General features: G+C 69.9%; 19 protein-coding genes. 8 read left to right on the top strand and 11 right to left on the bottom strand.

The features are described 5' to 3' along the window. Positions 1–225: 225 nt before the first annotated feature. The 5 genes from E8A49_RS08315 to E8A49_RS08295 are packed head-to-tail and all read right to left on the bottom strand — an operon-like array spanning position 226 to position 6,408. Positions 226–3,153 (bottom strand): endoglucanase, encoded by a 2,928-nt coding sequence (locus E8A49_RS08315; protein ID WP_293378879.1) that lies wholly within the window; start codon positions 3,151–3,153, stop codon positions 226–228. Between the two features lie 4 nt (positions 3,154–3,157). Then, positions 3,158–4,132: a hypothetical protein gene (locus E8A49_RS08310; protein ID WP_366928803.1), complete on the bottom strand. Its 975-nt coding sequence runs from the start codon at positions 4,130–4,132 to the stop codon at positions 3,158–3,160. A gap of 5 nt (positions 4,133–4,137) precedes the next feature. Next, positions 4,138–4,707, bottom strand: a complete 570-nt coding sequence (locus E8A49_RS08305) for a DUF6468 domain-containing protein (protein ID WP_293378873.1) — start codon at positions 4,705–4,707, stop codon at positions 4,138–4,140. Continuing rightward, entirely contained in the window at positions 4,704–5,774 is a 1,071-nt protein-coding gene (gene fliM, locus E8A49_RS08300; protein WP_293378870.1) for a flagellar motor switch protein FliM, read from the bottom strand. Before fliM ends, E8A49_RS08305 begins: the two co-directional genes overlap by 4 nt. 43 nt (positions 5,775–5,817) lie before the next feature. Further along, entirely contained in the window at positions 5,818–6,408 is a 591-nt protein-coding gene (locus tag E8A49_RS08295; RefSeq protein ID WP_293378866.1) for a flagellar basal body-associated FliL family protein, read from the bottom strand. A gap of 221 nt (positions 6,409–6,629) precedes the next feature. On the opposite strand from E8A49_RS08295, the gene E8A49_RS08290 reads away from it, so the two are divergent. The 5 genes from E8A49_RS08290 to E8A49_RS08270 all read left to right on the top strand — a co-directional run bounded on the left by E8A49_RS08290 (position 6,630) and on the right by E8A49_RS08270 (position 10,231). Next, the gene (locus tag E8A49_RS08290) at positions 6,630–7,379 is read left to right on the top strand and encodes a flagellar hook-basal body complex protein (RefSeq protein WP_293378863.1); all 750 of its coding nucleotides are present in this window, start codon (positions 6,630–6,632) and stop codon (positions 7,377–7,379) included. Positions 7,380–7,391: 12 nt separating this feature from the next. Then, positions 7,392–8,180 (top strand): flagellar basal-body rod protein FlgG, encoded by a 789-nt coding sequence (flgG, locus tag E8A49_RS08285; RefSeq protein WP_293378860.1) that lies wholly within the window; start codon positions 7,392–7,394, stop codon positions 8,178–8,180. A gap of 3 nt (positions 8,181–8,183) precedes the next feature. Next, positions 8,184–8,978: a flagellar basal body P-ring formation chaperone FlgA gene (gene flgA / locus E8A49_RS08280; protein ID WP_293378857.1), complete on the top strand. Its 795-nt coding sequence runs from the start codon at positions 8,184–8,186 to the stop codon at positions 8,976–8,978. A gap of 74 nt (positions 8,979–9,052) precedes the next feature. Continuing rightward, positions 9,053–9,751: a flagellar basal body L-ring protein FlgH gene (flgH, locus tag E8A49_RS08275; RefSeq protein WP_293379081.1), complete on the top strand. Its 699-nt coding sequence runs from the start codon at positions 9,053–9,055 to the stop codon at positions 9,749–9,751. A 21-nt stretch (positions 9,752–9,772) separates the two neighbouring features. After that, positions 9,773–10,231, top strand: coding sequence for a hypothetical protein (locus E8A49_RS08270; RefSeq protein ID WP_293378854.1), 459 nt, complete (start codon positions 9,773–9,775; stop codon positions 10,229–10,231). Positions 10,232–10,333: 102 nt separating this feature from the next. Here the strand turns inward: E8A49_RS08270 and dxs are convergent, their stop codons facing one another. The 5 genes from dxs to E8A49_RS08245 are packed head-to-tail and all read right to left on the bottom strand — an operon-like array spanning position 10,334 to position 15,036. After that, positions 10,334–12,247, bottom strand: a complete 1,914-nt coding sequence (gene dxs / locus E8A49_RS08265; protein ID WP_293378851.1) for a 1-deoxy-D-xylulose-5-phosphate synthase — start codon at positions 12,245–12,247, stop codon at positions 10,334–10,336. 27 nt (positions 12,248–12,274) lie between these two features. Then, positions 12,275–13,186 (bottom strand): polyprenyl synthetase family protein, encoded by a 912-nt coding sequence (locus E8A49_RS08260; protein WP_293378848.1) that lies wholly within the window; start codon positions 13,184–13,186, stop codon positions 12,275–12,277. After that, positions 13,186–13,428: an exodeoxyribonuclease VII small subunit gene (locus tag E8A49_RS08255; RefSeq protein ID WP_293378845.1), complete on the bottom strand. Its 243-nt coding sequence runs from the start codon at positions 13,426–13,428 to the stop codon at positions 13,186–13,188. Before E8A49_RS08255 ends, E8A49_RS08260 begins: the two co-directional genes overlap by 1 nt. A gap of 9 nt (positions 13,429–13,437) precedes the next feature. Next, entirely contained in the window at positions 13,438–14,058 is a 621-nt protein-coding gene (locus E8A49_RS08250; RefSeq protein ID WP_293378842.1) for a histidine phosphatase family protein, read from the bottom strand. A 54-nt stretch (positions 14,059–14,112) separates the two neighbouring features. Further along, positions 14,113–15,036: a histone deacetylase family protein gene (locus E8A49_RS08245; protein WP_293378839.1), complete on the bottom strand. Its 924-nt coding sequence runs from the start codon at positions 15,034–15,036 to the stop codon at positions 14,113–14,115. A 33-nt stretch (positions 15,037–15,069) separates the two neighbouring features. On the opposite strand from E8A49_RS08245, the gene E8A49_RS08240 reads away from it, so the two are divergent. From E8A49_RS08240 to E8A49_RS08230, 3 genes are all read left to right on the top strand, one after another. Then, positions 15,070–15,642, top strand: coding sequence for a GNAT family N-acetyltransferase (locus tag E8A49_RS08240; RefSeq protein ID WP_293378836.1), 573 nt, complete (start codon positions 15,070–15,072; stop codon positions 15,640–15,642). A 140-nt stretch (positions 15,643–15,782) separates the two neighbouring features. Then, positions 15,783–16,283: a recombinase family protein gene (locus tag E8A49_RS08235; protein ID WP_293378833.1), complete on the top strand. Its 501-nt coding sequence runs from the start codon at positions 15,783–15,785 to the stop codon at positions 16,281–16,283. Between the two features lie 120 nt (positions 16,284–16,403). Next, positions 16,404–16,778: a YciI family protein gene (locus E8A49_RS08230; protein ID WP_293378830.1), complete on the top strand. Its 375-nt coding sequence runs from the start codon at positions 16,404–16,406 to the stop codon at positions 16,776–16,778. An 11-nt stretch (positions 16,779–16,789) separates the two neighbouring features. On the opposite strand, the gene E8A49_RS08225 is transcribed toward E8A49_RS08230, so the two are convergent. After that, positions 16,790–18,388 (bottom strand): DHA2 family efflux MFS transporter permease subunit, encoded by a 1,599-nt coding sequence (locus E8A49_RS08225; protein ID WP_293378827.1) that lies wholly within the window; start codon positions 18,386–18,388, stop codon positions 16,790–16,792. Positions 18,389–18,393: the final 5 nt, after the last annotated feature.

Genomic DNA, 18,393 nt, shown 5'->3' with positions numbered 1-18,393 from the left:
GGCGTCAGTCTCCCGGCTGATTGTGGTTCGGATACCACGGTTTCCATGCAGCAATGTTGCAGCGGACCGTTCCATCCGGGGCCTGAAGGCCCGCGGGATCGGTCCCGAAACCGGTCTTCCGAAACTCTATCTGTTTGAAATTTCTTGCGTTCTTGAATTGGAATATAGTCGACGCTGAAGTCTGGGCGCATTTGCCCGAAACGTCAAAACCTTGGTCGCGCGCGGTCAGGCCTTGCCGGACTTGGCCGGCGGGGCGGCGGCGGCCTGTTTGGCGGGCGCGGCGGGCTTGGCCGCCGGCGCGGCGACGGCGGCCTTGGTCGGGCCGGTCGGCGCCGGGCGTTCCTTGAAGTGCGCCTTCATCTTATCGACCCAGCCGGTGAAGGCCTCGTTGTCGGCGCTGACCCGGCCGAAGTCTGAGACGCTGAGCCGGCCGGTGGAGACGCCGGTGAGCGCGATGCGCAGGGCCTCCGGATTGTGGGCGGCCTCGAAGAAGCCCTTGTACTCGCTGGTGAGCCGCGCCAGCGCCGGATCGTCTCCGGCCAGGCTGTAGGCCACCCCGGCGCGCAGGAGCTTGCCCTCTTCGTCGGCGGAGAGCTGGGCGGGGTTCTTCCAGCGGTCGCCCAGGGACTTCTCGAACAGCGGGCCGGACTTGGCCCAGTCCTTCTGCTTCCAGGTGATCTCGGCGCGCAGCTCCTGCGCCTCCTTGGAGTTGTCCTTCTCGATGATCTCCAGGGCGGAATCGTACTTACTGACCCCCATCCAGGCGCGGGCCTCCACCAGACGCCGCTCGGCGTTCAGCGCGGCGGGCAGGACGGTGGTGCGCGAGGAGTTGATCGCCTCGATCGCCTGCTCGGGCTTGCGGTCCATCAGGTAGATCACCGCCAGGTCGGTGGCGACCTGGGCCTTGGGCACGCCGTCCAGGCGGTTATCGGCCTGGTACTTCAGGAGCTCGGCCGCCTGGCCCAAGAGGTCGACGTCCACCAGCCGGCGCACCAGCTTGCGGACCATCAGGTCGCCGTCGGCGCCGATCGGCGTCAGCTCCTTGAAGTCGTAGAACAGGGCCAGCGCCTGCACCGGCTCCAGCCCGTCGGCGCTGCCGTCCAGGAACAGCGACCGGAAGGCGGCGTTGAGGTCGGCCTGCAGCTGCAGGGCTTCCGGCAGGTCCGGCAGACGGCTGCCGGCCGAGCGCAGGGCCTCCAGCGCCTCGCGGTAGCGGCCCTGGCCCAGGTAGAGCTGGCCCAGCGCGCGGATGGTCTCCAGCTCCGTGGCGTCGCCGCGCCAGCGGTAGCGCAGGCCGTCGTAGACCGTGGCCGCCTGGACGGGCGAGATCTTGCCGGTCTCCAGCCTGATCTGGGTGGCGCGCAGCAGGGCCGGCGAGGACAGGTTCTCGCGCGGCACAGTGGCGATGGCGGCGTACATCCTGAGCGCCCGGTCCTTGTGGCCTTCCTGCTCGATGATCCGAGCTTGGACCAGGCGGGTGGCGAGCTCCTCCCAGACGTCGGTCTTGTCGGCCAGCGCCAGGTGGATGCGGCCATCGGCGGCCGGCAGGTCGCCCTGCGCCAGGGCAGCCTGGGCGTCGGCGCGGGCGAAGCGCGCCTTCCAGGTCGGCGAGAACATGTTGAAGGCCTCGGCGCCCTTAACGAACTGGGCGCGGGCTTCGGGCCATTGGGCCAGCTGGGCGGCGATGTAGGCGCGCCACAGCGAGCTCGAACGATCGTCCACCAGAACGGGCGCGGAGAAGTCAGCCTCGGCCTCCTTGTAGCGGCGCGCCATCACGCGCGCGATGCCGCGCAGGCCGCGGAACTCCGGGTTCTCCAGCAGTTGCGGACTGGCGCGCGCGGTGTCGTTCAAGACGCCGATCGCCTCGTAGGACAGCTCCGAGCCCACCAGGAAGCGGGCGAGCGCCATACGCGCGGCGGTGGGCGCGCCCTTGTCCTTGTTGCCGCCCTCGATCGTCGCGGCGTTGAGCAGGTGGTGGTAGCGGTCGAGGAAACCGCCAGGGCCGGTCTTGGACCAGCCGTCATAGTCGATCAGGCCCGGCATGATGGCGGGCCGGGGCGTGTCCACCGACAGCTGGGCCACCTCCTGAGTGGCGTAGCTGGGCGACAGCGTCAGGCCGTCCTTGCGGCCGATATGGACGATGTCGCCGTCGCGGCTGACCGCCAGGTCGTCGATGTGGCTCTCGATCGCCAGCCCCTGCACCGAGGGCAGGACGGCCATCTGCACATAGTCGCGGCGGCTGGGCAGGCCCTTGGCGGGGCCGAGCGCGGTGACCACGTCGACGCGGTCGCCGGCCTGCGGGTCGAGCATCTGCACCACGCGGGTGGCGCCGGCGACGGCGGCCTTCAGGGTCGCGGGCCCTTCGGCCTCGTCGCGGGTCAGGCGCACGACGCTGGGCGGGCCCTCGTCGCCGGGGCCGAGCGCGATGGTCCAGGTCGAGCCGGCGGCCATGGCGAACACCGGCGCGTTCGGCGGCGCCTCGATGCGCACGGCCGCGTAGTCGGCGCCGCGGCTGGCGGAGATTGCGGAGTACTGCGGCAGGCCGCGCGGGGCGTGGCTGACGTCGATGGTCGCCGGCGCGTCGAACACCACCCAGACCGCATCGCCCCGGCGGAATACCGCCGCGCCGGCCGGATTGGCCCAGGTGAAGCTGAACTGCACCTGCGAGTTGTCGACCTTCGAGGCCATGTGGATGACGCCGCCGGCCGGGATCGGATTGGGGCGTGGCGGCTCGGGCTCAACCTTTGGCGCGGCGTCAGCGGCGGACGGCGGCGGCGGCGCGGTCTTCTGGAAGGCGTTGACGAAGGTCGCCCCGTCAGCGGAGCCCACCTTGGCGTCGGCGTCGTCGGCCAGGGTCAGCGAGAGCTGCAGGCGGCCGCCGACGTGCGTCTTCGAGGCGGTCTTGATCCACTTGGGCGGCGAGGTCCGCAGGCGCGCGATGTCGGGGTCGGAGTCGTGGGCGAAGGTGAAGGTCAGGACCTGGCCGCTGCGCTTCATCGCCGCCTGCGCCGCGCCGCGGAATTCCACGCGTGAGAAGTTGTCGGCCTGGGCGACGCGCACGTCGAGGCCGCTCGTCGCCGCGCCGGCGGGCGCGACGACGCTGGCGACGGCGATGGCCGCCACACCTGCGCGCAGGGTCTGGCGCAGGTTCACCGGATCAGCCGGCCTTCGCCGGATCGGCGTCGGCCTTGTCGCCGTCGGCCGGAGCATCGGCGGCGGCCGGCTTCTTGCGCACAGGGGCCTTCTTCGCGGTGCGGACCGGCTTGGCCTTGGCGGGCGCGGGCGCGGCGTTGGGATCGGCGACCGCGGTCTTCGCAGCCACGGCGTCGGCCTTGGCGTCGGCGGTCTGCGCCAGGGTCTCGGCGGCGGTGAAGCGGTGCGCCAGGGCCTCGGTCAGCTTCTTGGCGTCGGCCGGCGGCATCAGGCCGACGATGCCGGAGAGCGAACGCTCCTTCATCTTGGCGGCGATCGGTAGGCGCACATTGTCGTCGAGGATGGCCAACCGTGCGGCGGCGTCCTTCGGCTTCATGCCCTCATAGACCTTCACCAGCCTATCGACCTCGGTGGCCTCGCGGCCGTCGGCCTGGGCCAGCAGGGCCTGGATGTCGGTCTTCAGGCCCTGGAGGACCTTGGTCTTGGCGTCGAGCTTGGCCTCGGCGGCGGCCAGCAGGGCGACTTGGGTCGACAGATCCTGCTCGCGCTGGTCGAGCTCGCCCCGGCGCGCGCCCAGGTTCTGCAGCACGTTCAGCTCGGCGGGCGACAGGCCGGCTTCCTTGGCGAGTTCGGCGGCGGTGGGCGCGCAGACGGCCTTGGGCTGGATGGTCGGCGGCGGCAGGGCGGCGTTGCCCGCGGTGTCCTTCGCGTCGCCGGTGGCCGCGACGAGAGCCGCGGTCGCTCCGCCCGGCAGGGCGGGCGCGGTCGGGGCGGCGCCGGTCGCGTCGGCGCTAGCCTTGGCGTCGGCGGCCTTGGCCTTGGACGCGGCCTTCTTGGCCGGCTTGACCGGCTGGGCGGCCTCCTCAGCAAAGGCCTTGGCGCTGCTCAGGAGGTCCGGCAGATCGCGGGCGCCGGCGAGCGCATTGATCGCCAGCACGCCGCCCACGGCGATGCCCACCAGCGGCAGGATGCGGGGCATGGACTTCACCGGCGAACTCCGTGGATCACGTCAAGGGTCAAGGGTTCCTCGTCGAACAGCTCGTCGTCGGCGAAGCGGCGGCGCGCGATCGGCCGCTCATAGGAAGGGTTGGGCAGCGCGTCGGCGGCGACACGGCGGTCGGTCGGCCGGTCGGAAAGGCGCTGGGCCTGCGCGCGCAGCGGCGGCATCGCCCGCTCGGGCCGCGCCTCGCGGGCGGCGGCCAGGAGGGCGCCGAGGCGGCGCTCGGCCACCGGATCGTCGGGGGTTGCGACGGGCGCGGCGCGCTGCGGCACCTGGGCATGTTCGACCAGCCGCTCCAGCTTCATGGCCAGGCTGCGGCCCTTCTCGATGCGGTCGGCCAGCAGGTCGACGGCTTCGTCGGTGGCGGCGCGCAGGTCGGCCAGGCCCTGTTCGGCGCGGACGGCGGCGCGGTTCAGTTCGCCCACGGCGTCGGCGAAGCCCTCCTGGCTGTCGCGCAGCGCCTTCAGCCGGCGGTTCAACCGCCAGCCCATGGTCAGCGCCGCCAGCAGCAGCACCGCCAGGAGGCCGTTCATGGCCAGACCGATCAAGCTCATGACGACCTCTGCACGGCTTGCCGGGCGTGGGGCGTGAGCGGCGCTTCCACGCGGACGGCGATGTGGGCGTTGCGGCGGCCCATGCGGCCGCGGGTGAGCGGGATGACGCCGGCGCGCAGCTCGATCAGGCTGTCGGGCGTGGCGTTGAGCATCAGGGTGTCGCCGACCTTCAGGTCGAGCACCTGCTTGAGACCCAGCTGCTGTTCGTCGAGGACGGCGCGGACCTCCATCTGGGTGGTCCACAGCTCGGTGGCCAAGTGGCCTTCCCAGATGTTGTCGCGGCCGAACTTCTCACCCATGAACTGCTGCAGCAGCATCTTGCGGATGGGCTCGAGGGTCGCATAGGGCAGCAGGAGTTCGATGCGCCCGCCGCGGTCTTCCATGTCGATACGCAGCTTCACCAGGATGGCGGCGTTGGCCGGCCGCGCGATGGCGGCGAAGCGCGGGTTGGTCTCCAGGCGGTCGAGGCTGAAGGTCACCGGCGTCAGGGGTTCGAAGGCTTCGCGGGCGTCGGCCAGCACCACCTCGACCATCCGCTGAACCAGCACGCGCTCGATGGTGGTGTAGGGCCGGCCCTCGATGCGCATGGCCGCGGTGCCGCGCCGGCCGCCCAGCAGCACGTCGACGATCGAGTAGATCAGGTTCGAGTCGACCGTCAGCAGGCCGTAGTTGTTCAGCTCTTCGGCGCGAAACACCGACAGGATCGCCGGCAGCGGGATCGAGTTCAGGTAGTCGCCGAAGCGGATGGACGAGATGTTGTCGAGGCTGACCTCGACGTTGTCGGAGGTGAAGTTGCGCAAGGAGGTGGTCATCAACCGCACCAGGCGGTCGAAGACGATCTCCAGCATCGGCAGGCGCTCGTAGGAGACCAGCGCGGAGTTGATGATCGCGCGGATGCCTGTGCGCTCGCCGCCCTCTTCCTCGGAGAGGTCGAAGCCCAGGAGGCTGTCGATCTCGTCCTGATTGAGGATGCGCTCGTTCTGCGCGTCGCCATCGTCCCACGAGGCTTCGGCGGCGGCGGCCGCCGCCTGGGTCTCTTCGGTCTGGTCTTCGGGTTCGTCGGCCATGCGTGACTGCGATCGCGCACGCGCCCCCTTCGCGGGGAGCGCGTCAGTTGATCAGCATCTCCTCGATCAGGACGGCGTTGGCCTTGGACGGCGCGATCACCAGGTTGACCCGGCGCAGGATCTCCATGCGCAGCTGATAGGAGCCCTGGCTGCCCGAGAGGTCCTCCGGCCGCAACTCCCGCAGGAAGGTCTGGAACATGTCCTGGAGCCTCGGCATGTTCGGCTCCAGCTCATCGACCGTCGCCTGGTCGGGCAGCTCCAGCGTCAGCTTCAGCTTCAGGAAGGTCGGCCGCCCGTCGGCCGTCTGCATGTTCACGACGACGTCAGGGATCGTGTAGAATAGAACCCCATCGGGGCCTTCCTTGACGACAGCCGCTTCCTTGTCGTCCTTCTTGCCCTTGTCGTCCTTCTTCTTGGCCGGGGGCTTCTTCTTGGCGTCCTTGCCGGCCGCCGCCTCGGGCTTGGGCTTCAGCATGAAGAAGGCGCCCGCGCCGCCGCCGCCCACCACGACCAGGGCGGCCGCGCCGGCGATCAGCATCATCTTCATAGGAAGCTTCTTCTTGGGCTTCTCGCCCTCAGCTCCCTCGCCCGCGGCTTCGCCTTCGGGCGCTTCCTTGACCTTGTCCTCGGCCACCCGCGCGTTCCTTATAAACTTACACGCTCTCCCATGCGGCCAAGTTGGTTAACGCGCGGTTTTTAACGGACGTTAATGAGTGACAAGCCTGCCCGGCATTTTCCGCCGATGGGCGCCCGTTAACTTTATTATTTGTTGATTTTATTGGGCTTTCAAGTTGGCCCGAGGCTTGCAGTCCCTGGTGGCGAAAACGTCGCGCCTCAAAGGGCTGTTAGAACTCGATGGACAATTCCCTCTACGTCGGCCTGTCGAACCAGATGGTGCTGAAGCGCCAGCTCGACATCGTCGCCAACAACATCGCCAACGCCGACACTAACGGCTTCAAGGTCGAATCCCTGATCACCTCGATGAAGCCCGGCGCGCCGGCCTTCACCCAGGGCGGGCCGCGGCCGGTGAAGTTCGTGGGCGAGGACGGCGTCGCCCGCGACTTCAGCCAGGGCGGCATGCGCAACACCGCCGCGACCTACGACCTGGCCATCGAGGGCCAGGGCTTCTTCAAGGTCACCACCGCTTCGGGCCAGGACCGCTACACCCGCGACGGCCACTTCCGCACCGACGACCAGGGCCACATCACGACGCAGAGCGGTGAAACGGTCGCCGACGATGGCGGCGGCTCCGTGACCATCGACCCGCAACTGGCCGGCGAGGTGACCATCTCGCCCGACGGGATCGTAAGCCAGGGCAACCTGATCGTCGGCAAGATCGGCGTCTACAAGTTCGACAACCTCTCGGCGCTCGAGAAGGTCGGCGACAACGAATACCAGAACGCCTCCAACCAGCAGGCCACGGTCACCACCGACGCCAAGCTGCACCAGGGGATGCTGGAAGGCTCCAACGTCAATCAGATCGTCCAGATCACCAAGCTGATCGCGGTCAACCGCGCCTACGAACAAGTCACCCAGATGATGTCTTCCCAGACCGACCTGTCACGGACCTCCGTGGGACGTCTGGGCAAGGCCACCTCCAGCTAAGGATCCTAAGCGATGCAAGCGCTCCGCACCGCCGCGACCGGCATGTCTGCCCAGCAGACCAACGTCGAGGTCATCTCCAACAACATCGCCAACATGAACACCATCGGGTTCAAGAAGCAGCGCGCCGAGTTCCAGGACCTGCTCTACCAGACGGTCGAACAGCAAGGCGCGCAGTCCTCCAACCAGGGCACCATCGTCCCCACCGGGGTGCAGATCGGCGCCGGCGTGAAGTCGGGCTCGGTCTACCGGATCAGCACCCAGGGCGCGCTGACCCAGACGGGCAACCAGTACGACCTGGCGATCAACGGCCGCGGCTACTTCCAGGTGCTGCTGCCGTCGGGCGACACCGCCTACACCCGGGCCGGCAACTTCTCGGTCAACGACCAGGGCCAGCTCGTCACCCAGGACGGCTACCAGGTGCAGCCGGCGATCTCGATCCCGCAGACCGCCACCTCCGTCGCCATCGACCAGAGCGGCGACGTGCAGGTGACCGTGCCCACCAGCACCACGCCCACCACCGTGGGCCAGCTGCAGCTCGTCACCTTCATGAACGAAGGCGGCCTGTCGGCCCAGGGCGGCAACCTGTTCCTGGAGACCGGCGCCTCCGGCGCGCCGGTGACCGGCACCGCAGGCGCGCTCGGCTTCGGCACCCTGATGCAGGGCTACACCGAGGCCTCCAACGTCGATCCGGTGACCGAGATCACCTCGCTGATCGTCGCCCAGCGCGCCTACGAAATGAACTCCAAGGTGATCACCACCGCCGACAACATGCTGCAGGTCGCCAACCAGGTGAAGCAGTAGGCCATGAGAGCGCTGCTCACCTTCTTGGCCGCCGCCGCGGTGGCCGGACCCGCGCTCGCCGGCGTTCCGGTCGTCCTGAAAGCCGATCCGGCCAACGTCAGCGGGATCGTGACCCTGGGCGACCTCTTCGACGGCGCGGGCGCCGCGGGCCGCGTGGCCATCGCCCAGCGCACCGCCGCCAGCGTGGTGCTGGATGCGGGCGTCGTCCAGGCCGCCGCGCGCCGCGCCGGCCTCGACTGGGACAACGCCCAGGGCCTGCACCGGATCATCGTGCGCGCCGGCGAGGCCGCGCTCTCCGCTCAAGGCGCGGCCCAGACCGCCAGCGTGTCCGTTAACCCCTCCGCCGGCGCCCCGGCCGCCGCCAGCCGCGGCAACGTCGAAGTCCTGACCTACACCCGCAGCCTGAACACCGGCGATGTCGTCCAGCCCACGGACCTCGCCTGGATCAAGGCCGTCGCCGCCCCCGCCGGCGCCCCGAACGACGCCGACTCCATCATCGGCCAGGCCGCCAAGCGGCCGGTGAAGGCCGGCGCGGTGGTGCTGGTCCACGATGTCGGCGTCGCCCAGGTCATCAAGCGCGGCGACATCGTCATCGTCACCTATGAGGCCGAGGGCATCACGCTGGCGCTGGAGGGCACGGCCACGGCCTCCGCCGGCGTCGGCGAGGTGCTCGCCGTCGAGAACACCACCTCCAAGAAGATCATCCAGTCGGTGGTCACCGGACCCGGCCAGGCCGTGGCCGGCCCCGCCGCTGTCGAGATGCGCAACACCCACCAAGTCCGCTACGCCGCCCGCTAAGAGGAACCCGCACTATGTCCGCCCGTCCGTTTGGCCGCCCGTCGGCCGCCCTCGCCCTCGTCCTGGCCGTCCCAATGCTGGGATCGCTGGGCGCCTGCTCCTCCATCAAGGAGGCTGTGAAGGGCCCCGAGATGGCCCCCGTGGGCTATCCCGCAGCGCTCGCCCCGCTGGATCAGAAGATCCTGGCCCAGGCCAACACGCCGCCGCCGCCCACCGCCAACTCCCTGTGGCGCAATGGCGCGCGCACCTTCTTCAGCGACCAGCGGGCCAGCCGGCCCGGCGACATCCTGACGGTGCTGATCAACATCAACGACAGCGCGAAGACCTCCAACGAGACCACCGCCGGCCGAACGACATCCAATAACGTGGGCATCCCCAACCTGCTGGGCTTCGAATCGTCGCTGGGGAAAATCCTGCCGAGCACCTTCAATCCGGCCAGCGCCATCAGCACCAGTTCCAAAACTAGCAGCGACGGGGCCGGCGCGGTGAACCGCCAGGAACAGATCAGCCTGACCATCGCCGCGGTTGTCACCTCGGTGCTGCCCAACGGCAATCTGGTGATCCAGGGCACGCAGGAGGTGCAGACGAACAACGACGTGCGCCGCCTGACCGTCGCCGGCATCGTGCGGCCGGAGGACATCGCCTCCAACAACACCATCCTGCATACCCAGATCGCCGAGGCGCGCATCAACTACGGCGGCCGCGGCGATATCGCCCGCGTCCAGAAGACCCCGGCGCTGCAGTCGATCATGGAGAAGTTCTCGCCGTTCTAAAGCTTAGGGAGGCTTGACCTGATGCGCGGCTGGATGGCCTTGGCGCTGCTCGCGGTCGCGCTTAGCGGCTGCGCGACGGCGCCGACGCCGATGACCTGGGCGTTCAGCGCCGACCGCCAGGAGGGCGCAAAGCTCGCGCTGGGCGTTCCCGATACCGACGACGTGCTGCTCGTGGCGGTCTGCGAGCCGCAGTCGGGGGAGATCAGCCTCACCATCGTAGGCCGGCCCAATGACGCGGCCGTCCTCGAACTGCATTCCGGCAAGATCTGGCAGCGCTACGCCGGCGCGGGGATCGGCGGCGGCGACAGCATCGTCGGCGCCATGGACATCCAGTTTCACCTGCGCGCCGACGACCCGGTGCTCGCGCAGGTGGCCGACACGGGTGAGTTGACCCTGGTCCTGGGCGCCCGGCGGCAGATTCTGCCGAACGGCTTCGCCTCGGAACACGACTTCATCACGGCCTGCCGCGCGCGCCCTTAGGGCTCCGCAGTCAAGTACCGCTCATCCCCGCGAAAGCTGAGACCCAGGTTTTTCGTGTTTTCAACGGTTCGGGGCCGCCGAGACCTAAACTCAGCAACAGACCTAGGCCCGGCGTCCCGCCGCCGAGGCGTTGTCGACGCCGAGGGCCGAGAGCGCCGCGCGCAGGATGCCGTCGGCGTCGAGGCCGGCCTGGGCGTACATGGCCTCGGGCTTGTCCTGGTCCTGGAAGACGTCGGGCAGCACCAGCGGGCGCACCTTCAGGCCGCGGTCGAGCGCGCCGTGCAGGGCCAGCGTGTGCAGGACGAAGGCGCCGAAGCCGCCGACCGAGCCCTCTTCCACGGTGATCAGGGCCTCGTGCTCGCGGGCCAGCCGCAGCACCATCTCTACGTCCAGCGGCTTGGCGAAGCGGGCGTCGGCGACGGTGGCCGAGAGGCCGCGGGCGGCCAGCATGTCGGCGGCCTTCAGGGCCTCGCCCAGGCGGGTGCCCAGCGACAGGATGGCGACGGCCGTGCCTTCGCGCAGGATGCGGCCCTTGCCGATCTCCATAGGGTCGGCCAGGGCCGGGATCTGCACGCCGGTGCCCTCGCCGCGCGGATAGCGGAAGGCCGAGGGACGGTCGTCGATCTCAACGGCGGTGGCGATGGCGTGGGCCAGCTCCGCCTCGTCGGCCGGGGCCATCAGCACCATGCCGGGCAGCGCGCCCATGTAACCCACGTCGAAGGAGCCCGCGTGCGTCGGCCCGTCCGCCCCCACCAGGCCCGCGCGGTCCATGGCGAAGCGCACCGGCAGGCGCTGGATCGCCACGTCGTGGACGACCTGGTCGTAGCCGCGCTGCAGGAAGGTCGAATAGATCGCCGCGAAAGGCTTCATGCCGTCGGCGGCGAGGCCGGCGGCGAAGGTCACCGCATGCTGCTCGGCGATGCCCACGTCGAAGGTGCGGTCCGGGAAGCGGTCGCCGAACAGGTCGAGGCCAGTGCCGGACGGCATGGCCGCGGTGATCGCCACGATCTTGTTGTCGATCTCGGCCCGCTTGATCAGCTCCTGGGCGAAGACCTTGGTGTAACTGGGCGCGGCGGCGGCGGCCTTTGCCTGCTGGCCGGTGACCACGTCGAATTTCACCACCGCATGCAGCTTGTCGGCCGAGCTCTCGGCCGGGCCGTAGCCCTTGCCCTTCTGGGTCACCACGTGGACCAGGACCGGCCGGTCGGTGATGTCGCGGGCGTTCTGCAGAACGTGGACCAGGGCGTCCATGTCGTGCCCGTCGATCGGGCCGACGTAGTAGAAGCCCAGCTCCTCGAAGAAGGTGCCGCCGGTGACCATGCCGCGGGCGTATTCCTCGGCCTTTCGGGCCGCCTCGCGCATCGGCTTGGGCAGGGCCTTGGCCACCGACTTGCCGAGGTTGCGCAGGGACTGGTAGCCGCCGCCGGAGACCAGGCGGGCCATGTAGGCGCTCATCCCGCCCACCGGCGGGGCGATGGACATGTCGTTGTCGTTGAGGATGACGGTGAGCTGCTTGGTGGTCTCACAGGCGTTGTTCATCGCCTCGTAGGCCATGCCGGCGCTCATCGAGCCGTCGCCGATCACCGCGACGACCTTGTTGTCCTGGCCCTTCTGGTCGCGGGCGGCGGCGAAGCCGAGGGCCGCCGATATCGAGGTCGAGGCGTGCGCCGCGCCGAACGGATCGTAGGGGCTTTCAGCGCGCTTGGTGAAGCCGGACAGGCCGCCGCCCTGGCGCAGGGTGCGGATGCGGTCGCGCCGGCCGGTGAGGATCTTGTGCGGATAGGCCTGGTGGCCGACGTCCCAGATCAGGATGTCCCTGGGCGTCTCAAAAACGTGGTGCAGGGCGACGGTCAGCTCGACCACGCCCAGGCCCGCGCCCAGGTGGCCGCCGGTCACCGAGACCGCGTCGATGGTCTCGAGCCTGACCTCGTCCGCCAGTTGTCTGAGCTCCCCGATCGAAAGGCCGCGCGTGTCGGCAGGCGAAGCGATCGTGTCGAGGAGCGGCGTGGAGGGCATGGGCAGGGAGACCGGAATTACACAAACCTAGCTTTGGCGCTCTAACACGAAATCGACGCTTGCCCGCAGGAATTCGGCCGCGGCGCCAAAGGGCTCCAGATGGGTCTTGGTCTGGGCGGAAAGAAGGCCCAGGCGCTCGCGCGCCGCCTCCACGCCCAGCAGGGTGACAAAGTTCGCCTTGCCCTTCGCTGCGTCTTTTTTTACCGCTTTTCCGAGACGATTCGCGTCGCCCTCGGCGTCCAAGAGGTCGTCGACGATCTGGTAGGCGAGGCCCAGATCGTGGGCGAAGGCCATCATGGCGTGGCGCTCCGAATCCTTCGCCCGGGCCAGGGTCAGGGGCAGTTCGAAGGCGCAGGCGATGAGCGCGCCGGTCTTCAATCGTTGCATCCGTGCAACGCCGCCCAGGTCGTCGCGCACGCCCAGAATGTCGATCATCTGGCCGCCGGCCAGGCCCCTGGCGCCGGAGGCCTGGGCGAGTCGCATGATGAGCTCGGCGCGGATCGCCCCGTCGGCGTGGGTGTCGGGATGGGCCAGGATCTCGAAGGCCGCGGTCTGCAAGGCGTCGCCGGCCAGAAGCGCGGTCGCCTCGTCATAGGCCTTGTGCGCCGTCGGCCGCCCGCGGCGCAGGTCGTCGTCGTCCATGCACGGCAGGTCGTCGTGCGCCAGGCTGTAGGCGTGGATGCATTCCAGGGCGCAAGCCGCGCGCAGAACCGAGCGCTCGGCCACGTCGAACATCGCCCCGGTCTCCAGCGCGAAGAAGGGCCTGAGCCGCTTGCCGGGCCCCAGCGCCACATAGCGCATGGCCTCGGTCAATCGCGCCTCAGGCCCATCGGCGCGCGGCAGAAGCTCGTCGAGGGCGACGGTGACCAGGTCGGCGGCCTCGGCCATGCGCCGGGCGATGTCGGGGGCCGCGGCCCCGGCGGACGGCGCGGACGCCATCAGCTGAACTCGGCGGGCTCGACACCTTGCGCGCCGCCCGCGCCCACCACGATCTTCTCCACGCGTAGGCGCGCGGCTTCCAGGCGCGTCTCGCAGTGCGCCTTCAGGGCCGCGCCGCGCTCGTACATGCGGATGGAATCCTCCAGCGGCGCCTGGCCGCTTTCCAGCCGCGCCACGATCTGCTCCAGCTCGGCGAGGGCCTGCTCGAAGCTCATGGCGGCGATGTCGGCGGGTTCGGACATGGAGACTTCCTAGGCCCGCTCGAAGCGCCGCGTCGACCAGTATTTATAGCCTTCGCGTAGGGTCTGGCGCCACCCGCGGCGGCGCAGCGCGCGGCCGATCATCCAGTTGAAGAAGCCATGGGCCAACACCACCACGTCGCGGCCGTCGGCGGCGATGGCGGCCAACTCGGCGGCGGCCAGGTCGGCGCGGGCCTCGGCTTCGCGCCGCGTCTCCTGGCCCTCGTGGTGGTTGAAGAACCACCACCAGAAGCGGGCGAAGAAGCCCCACAGCCGGGGCGACAGCCGGATCCAGCCCGGCCAGCTCGGCGGCGGCAGGGGCGCCTCGACCAGGAACGCCTCGCGGGTGAAAGTCCGGCCGCCGCCAACCGCCTGGGCGCTCTCGATGGCGCGGGGCCGGATGGAGGCGATCAGCACGTCGCAGCGCTCGACGAAGCCGGCCAGGTCGGCCGGCGGGGTCTGGCCGGGCAGCAGGCCCATGACCTCATAGCGGGCCCAGAACTCGCGGTATTCCTGGGCGTTCAGCTTGACCTTGCGGGACAGCGCCGGTTCGCCGTGGCGGGCGAGCGTGATGGTCCCGGCCGCCTTGGCGGAGGCGGCCCGGGACGCGGCGAGGAACGGATCGGCGCTCAAGGCCTTCGCCCGTCCATCCGAACAGCCGGCGTCTGCGCCCTCACCCGTCAGTCCCTACCCCGCGGAAAGGGCCCGAACGTGCGCAAGCGCCGACGAGCCCAGAGCCTGAAGGTCGTAACCGCCCTCAAGCGAGGAGACAACCCGGCCCTTGGCGTGGCGGTTGGCGACATCGACGATGGCGCGGGTGGCCCAGGCGAAATCCTCGGCCTCCAGGGCCTGGCCGCCGCCGCCCAGCGGGTCGCGGACGTGGGCGTCGAAGCCCGCCGAGATCAGGATCAGGTCCGGGGCGAAGGCGTCGACCTTGGGCATCAGGCTCTCGAACGCCTTGCGCCACACCGCCGCGGAGGCGCCCTCCGGCGACACGGCGTTGGCGATGTTCGCCGAGACCGGCTCCGACGGATGGCCGGTGCCGGGCCACATCGGCCACTGCTGGATCGAAGCCAGGAACAGGCCGTCGCGGCCATCGAAGGCGGCCTGGGTGCCGTTGCCGTGATGGACGTCGAAGTCGACCACCGCGACGCGGCCCAGCCCCGCCGCCTGGGCGGCGCGGGCGGCTAACGCCACGTTGGAGAAGATGCAGAAGCCCATGGGCAGGCCGGGCTCGGCGTGGTGGCCGGGCGGACGCACGGCGCAGAAGGCCCGCGCCGTCTCGCCGGCGGCCACGTCGCGCACGGCGGAGACCACCGCGCCGGCCGCCCGCCTGGCCGCCGCCAGGCTGCCCGCCGACATGACCGTGTCCTCGTCCAGCTTCACCCGCCCCGCATCGGTGCGGGTGGCGGCGATGGCGTCGAGGTAGGCGCGGCTGTGCACCCGCTCCAGGTCGGCGTCGTCGACCAGGGGCGCGTCGCGCGCCTCAAGCCGCAGGTCACTGCCGTCCAGCGCCCCGGTCACCGCGGCCAGCCGTTCCGGCCGCTCCGGGTGACGTTCGCCCGGGGAGTGGCCCAGCATGTCCCGATGGGTGTAGAGCGCGATCGTCATGCCCAATCCTACCTCAGAGTCCGACCCCGCCCGATGACAGAGCCCACGATCCGCCGCGCCGGCCCGGCCGACGCCCAGACCCTGTCGGCCATCGGCGCCGAGACCTTCACGGAGACCTTCGGCCATCTCTATCCGCCCGGCGATCTTTCGCAATTCCTGGCGGAGGCCTACGGCCTGGAGCGCACCCGCGCCGACCTCGCCGATCCGGCCAAGGCCGCCTGGCTGGTGGAGGCCGACGGCGAGACGGTGGGCTATGCCCAGGCCGGGCCGTGCGCCCTGCCCCACGCCGCGGTGACACAGGCCTGCGGCGAGTTGAAGCGGATCTACTTCCGCAAGAGCCGGCAGGGCGGCGGCCTGGGCGCGCGGCTGTTCGCCGAGACCCTAGACTGGCTGCAGGCCGAGGGGCCCCGCACGGTTTGGATCGGGGTCTGGTCGGAGAACTTCGGCGCCCAGCGATTCTACGCCCGCCACGGCTTCGTTAAAGTCGGCGAGTACGGCTTCAAGGTCGGAGATACGGTCGACCATGAATACATCCTCAGGCGAGATGCGGAGAGTTTTACCGCCGACACCGTGAATAGGGCGCGAAGCGAACACAATCTCGCCTAGATCACCGTTCTCGGCGGTCAAATATTGCCTAGAATTAATGCTTCAGCGCTTGGCGTGAAGCTCCGCTTTTGGGACTCTGGCCTTAAAGGCCTTTCCCCAAGAGGCCGCTGGCGACAATCAGACTGGGACGCGCGGGCGGCATGCTCACGATCGGCTATGTTCGGCTGGACGGCGACCCGCAGGCGCAGGCCGCGATGCTGCAGGCGTGCGGCTGCCAGGTGGTGCGGATCGAGGAGCCGGCTGGCCCCGGCGGCGAGGACTTCGGCGTCCTGCACGCGATCCTCGACTTCATCGGCGACGGCGATGAGCTGGTGGTGGGGCGGCTGGAGCACCTGGGCGCCTCAAGCCGCGCCATGCTGGCGGCGTTGGAGCGGCTGGAGGATCGCGGCGCGGCCTTGCGTGTCCTGACCCCGGAGCTCAGCAGCCGCGGCCCGGGCGGGTCCGCCCTCCGCGCCGCCCTGGAGGCGGTCGCCGCCGTCGAGCCGGCCGGCGGCCAGCGGCCGCGCCGCCCCGCCGCGACCCATGAGATCCGCGCCCTGCAGCAGGCTGGCGTGGGTCCGGTGGAGATCGCCCGGCGGCTCGGCGTCAGCCGCATGACCGTCTGGCGCAAGCTGAAGGCGCTGGACGACTGCCCCTGCTAGGCGGCCGCTGCCAGGCGGCTCTTGGCCCGATCGGTCCGTCCCTGCGAAGAATGTCGGCCCGCATCGGCCCCGCGCGTCCTTCGGGCTCCGGCGCGGCTCGCGCGCCTTCAGGAGAGATCCATGCGGTTCATGTTCATCGTCAGGAGCGCCAGTGAGATGGGCCCGACGCCGGCCCTGCTGGAGGCCATGCACGCCCTGGCCAAGCGGGAGATCGCGGCGGGGCGGATGATCGCCGACGGCGGCCTCATGCCGAGGGACACCGGCGTCGATGTGGCCGTGCGCAAGCGCAGGCTCACGGTCACCGACGGGCCCTTCGCCGAGACCAAGGAGGTGATCGGCGGCTTCGCCCTCTTCGAGCTGCCGGACCGGGCGGCGGCCGTCGAGAGCGCCCGGGAGTTCATGGCCCTGCACCAGGCGCACCTTCCGGACTGGGAAGGCGTCTGTGAAGTCCGCCAGGTCGCGGGATCGCAGGTCGAGACCATCCGTGGCGGATAGGCCCGGGCGCCTCAGTCCGCCGCGTGGGCGGCGCCGGCCCCGCTGAGCGCCTTCTTGGTCACCCAGACGAACGGCACCAGGACCAGCATCAGCCCGGCGCTGATCCGGAAGATGTCGTCGGTCGCCAGCAGATAGGCCTGGTTGATCACCTGGTTGGTCACCCCCGCCACCGACTGCTGGGCGGTCATGCCGACGCTCTGCAGCTTCTGCAGGCCCAGCACGAAGGCCGGGTCCTGGGCGCCCATCACCTCGGCCAGGCGGGTCTGGTGCAGGGTCGCGGTCTGGTCCCAGACCGTGCTGACCAGGGAGGCGGCGAAGCTGCCGGCGGTGATCCGCATGAAGTTGTAGAGACCCGAGGCCTGCGGCACCTGCTGGCCCGGCACCCCGTTCAGCGACAGGGTCACCATCGAGACGAAGAAGGTGCTCATGGCGACGCCCTGCACCAGCATCGGGATCACCAGGGCGGAGAACCCGACGTCGGTGGTGAACAGCGAGCGCAGGAAGAACGAGGCGGCGAAGGCCACCAGCGACAGGCTGGCGGTCCAGCGCGCGTCGATGGTGCTCATCGCCCGCGCCGCGAAGGGCGTCAGGAACACCGCCACCACGCCGGAGGGCGCCGCCACCAGCCCGGCCCAGGTGGCGATGTAGCCCATGCGGGTCTGCAGCCACAGCGGCTGTAGCAGGTTGGCGCCGAAGAACAGGGCGTAGCCGACGCAGGAGATCAGGGTGGCGATCACGAAGTTGCTCGACTTCATCAGGCTGAGGTCGACGATCGGATGCTGTTCGTTGAGCTCCCAGATCAGCCAGGCGATGAAGCCCACGATGGCGATCAGCGCCTCGACGACGATCGCCGCGGAGTTGAACCAGTCGGCGTCCTTGCCGGTGTCCAGCATCACCTGCAACGCGCCCACCCAGGTCAGCAGCAGGAAGAAGCCCGTGCGGTCGATGGGCAGGGAGCGCGTCGGCGTCTCGCGGCTCTTCATGTTGCGCCAGCACAGCAGGCTGCAGAGGATGCCCACCGGCACGTTGATCAGGAAGATCCACGGCCAGGAGATGTTGTCGGAGATGTAGCCGCCCAGGATCGGGCCGCAGATCGGCGCCACCAGGGTGGTCATCGACCAGATGGCCAGCGCCGTGCCGCGCTGGGCGGCCGGGAAGATCATGATCAGGAGCGCCTGCGAGCCCGGGATCATCGGCCCGGAAACCGCGCCTTGCAGCACCCGGAAGATGATCAGGGACGGCAGGTTCCAGGAGACCCCGCAAAGGAAGGAGGCCAGGGTGAACAGGGCCACCGAGCCCACGAAGGTCTTCACCACGCCATAGCGCATCATCAACCAGCCGGTGAGCGGCACCGAGACGCCGTTGGCCACGGCGAAGGAGGTGATCACCCAGGTGCCCTGGCTGGTGCTGACGCCCAGGTTGCCGGCGATGGTCGGGATCGAGACGTTGGCGATGGTGGAATCCAGCACCTGCATGAAGGTGCCGAGCGCCAGCGCGATCGAGGTGACCGCCAGCAGCATGCCGGTCATCGGGGCGGGCATGGCGGGACCGCCGGCGGCCCTGGCCCCCTGGGCCGGCGCGGCGCTGATGGGTTTGCTGTCGTCGGCCATGGCCG

The organism is Phenylobacterium sp., from assembly GCF_004799515.1.
Classification (GTDB): domain Bacteria; phylum Pseudomonadota; class Alphaproteobacteria; order Caulobacterales; family Caulobacteraceae; genus Phenylobacterium.
This window is presented reverse-complemented; position numbering and strand designations above follow the sequence as displayed.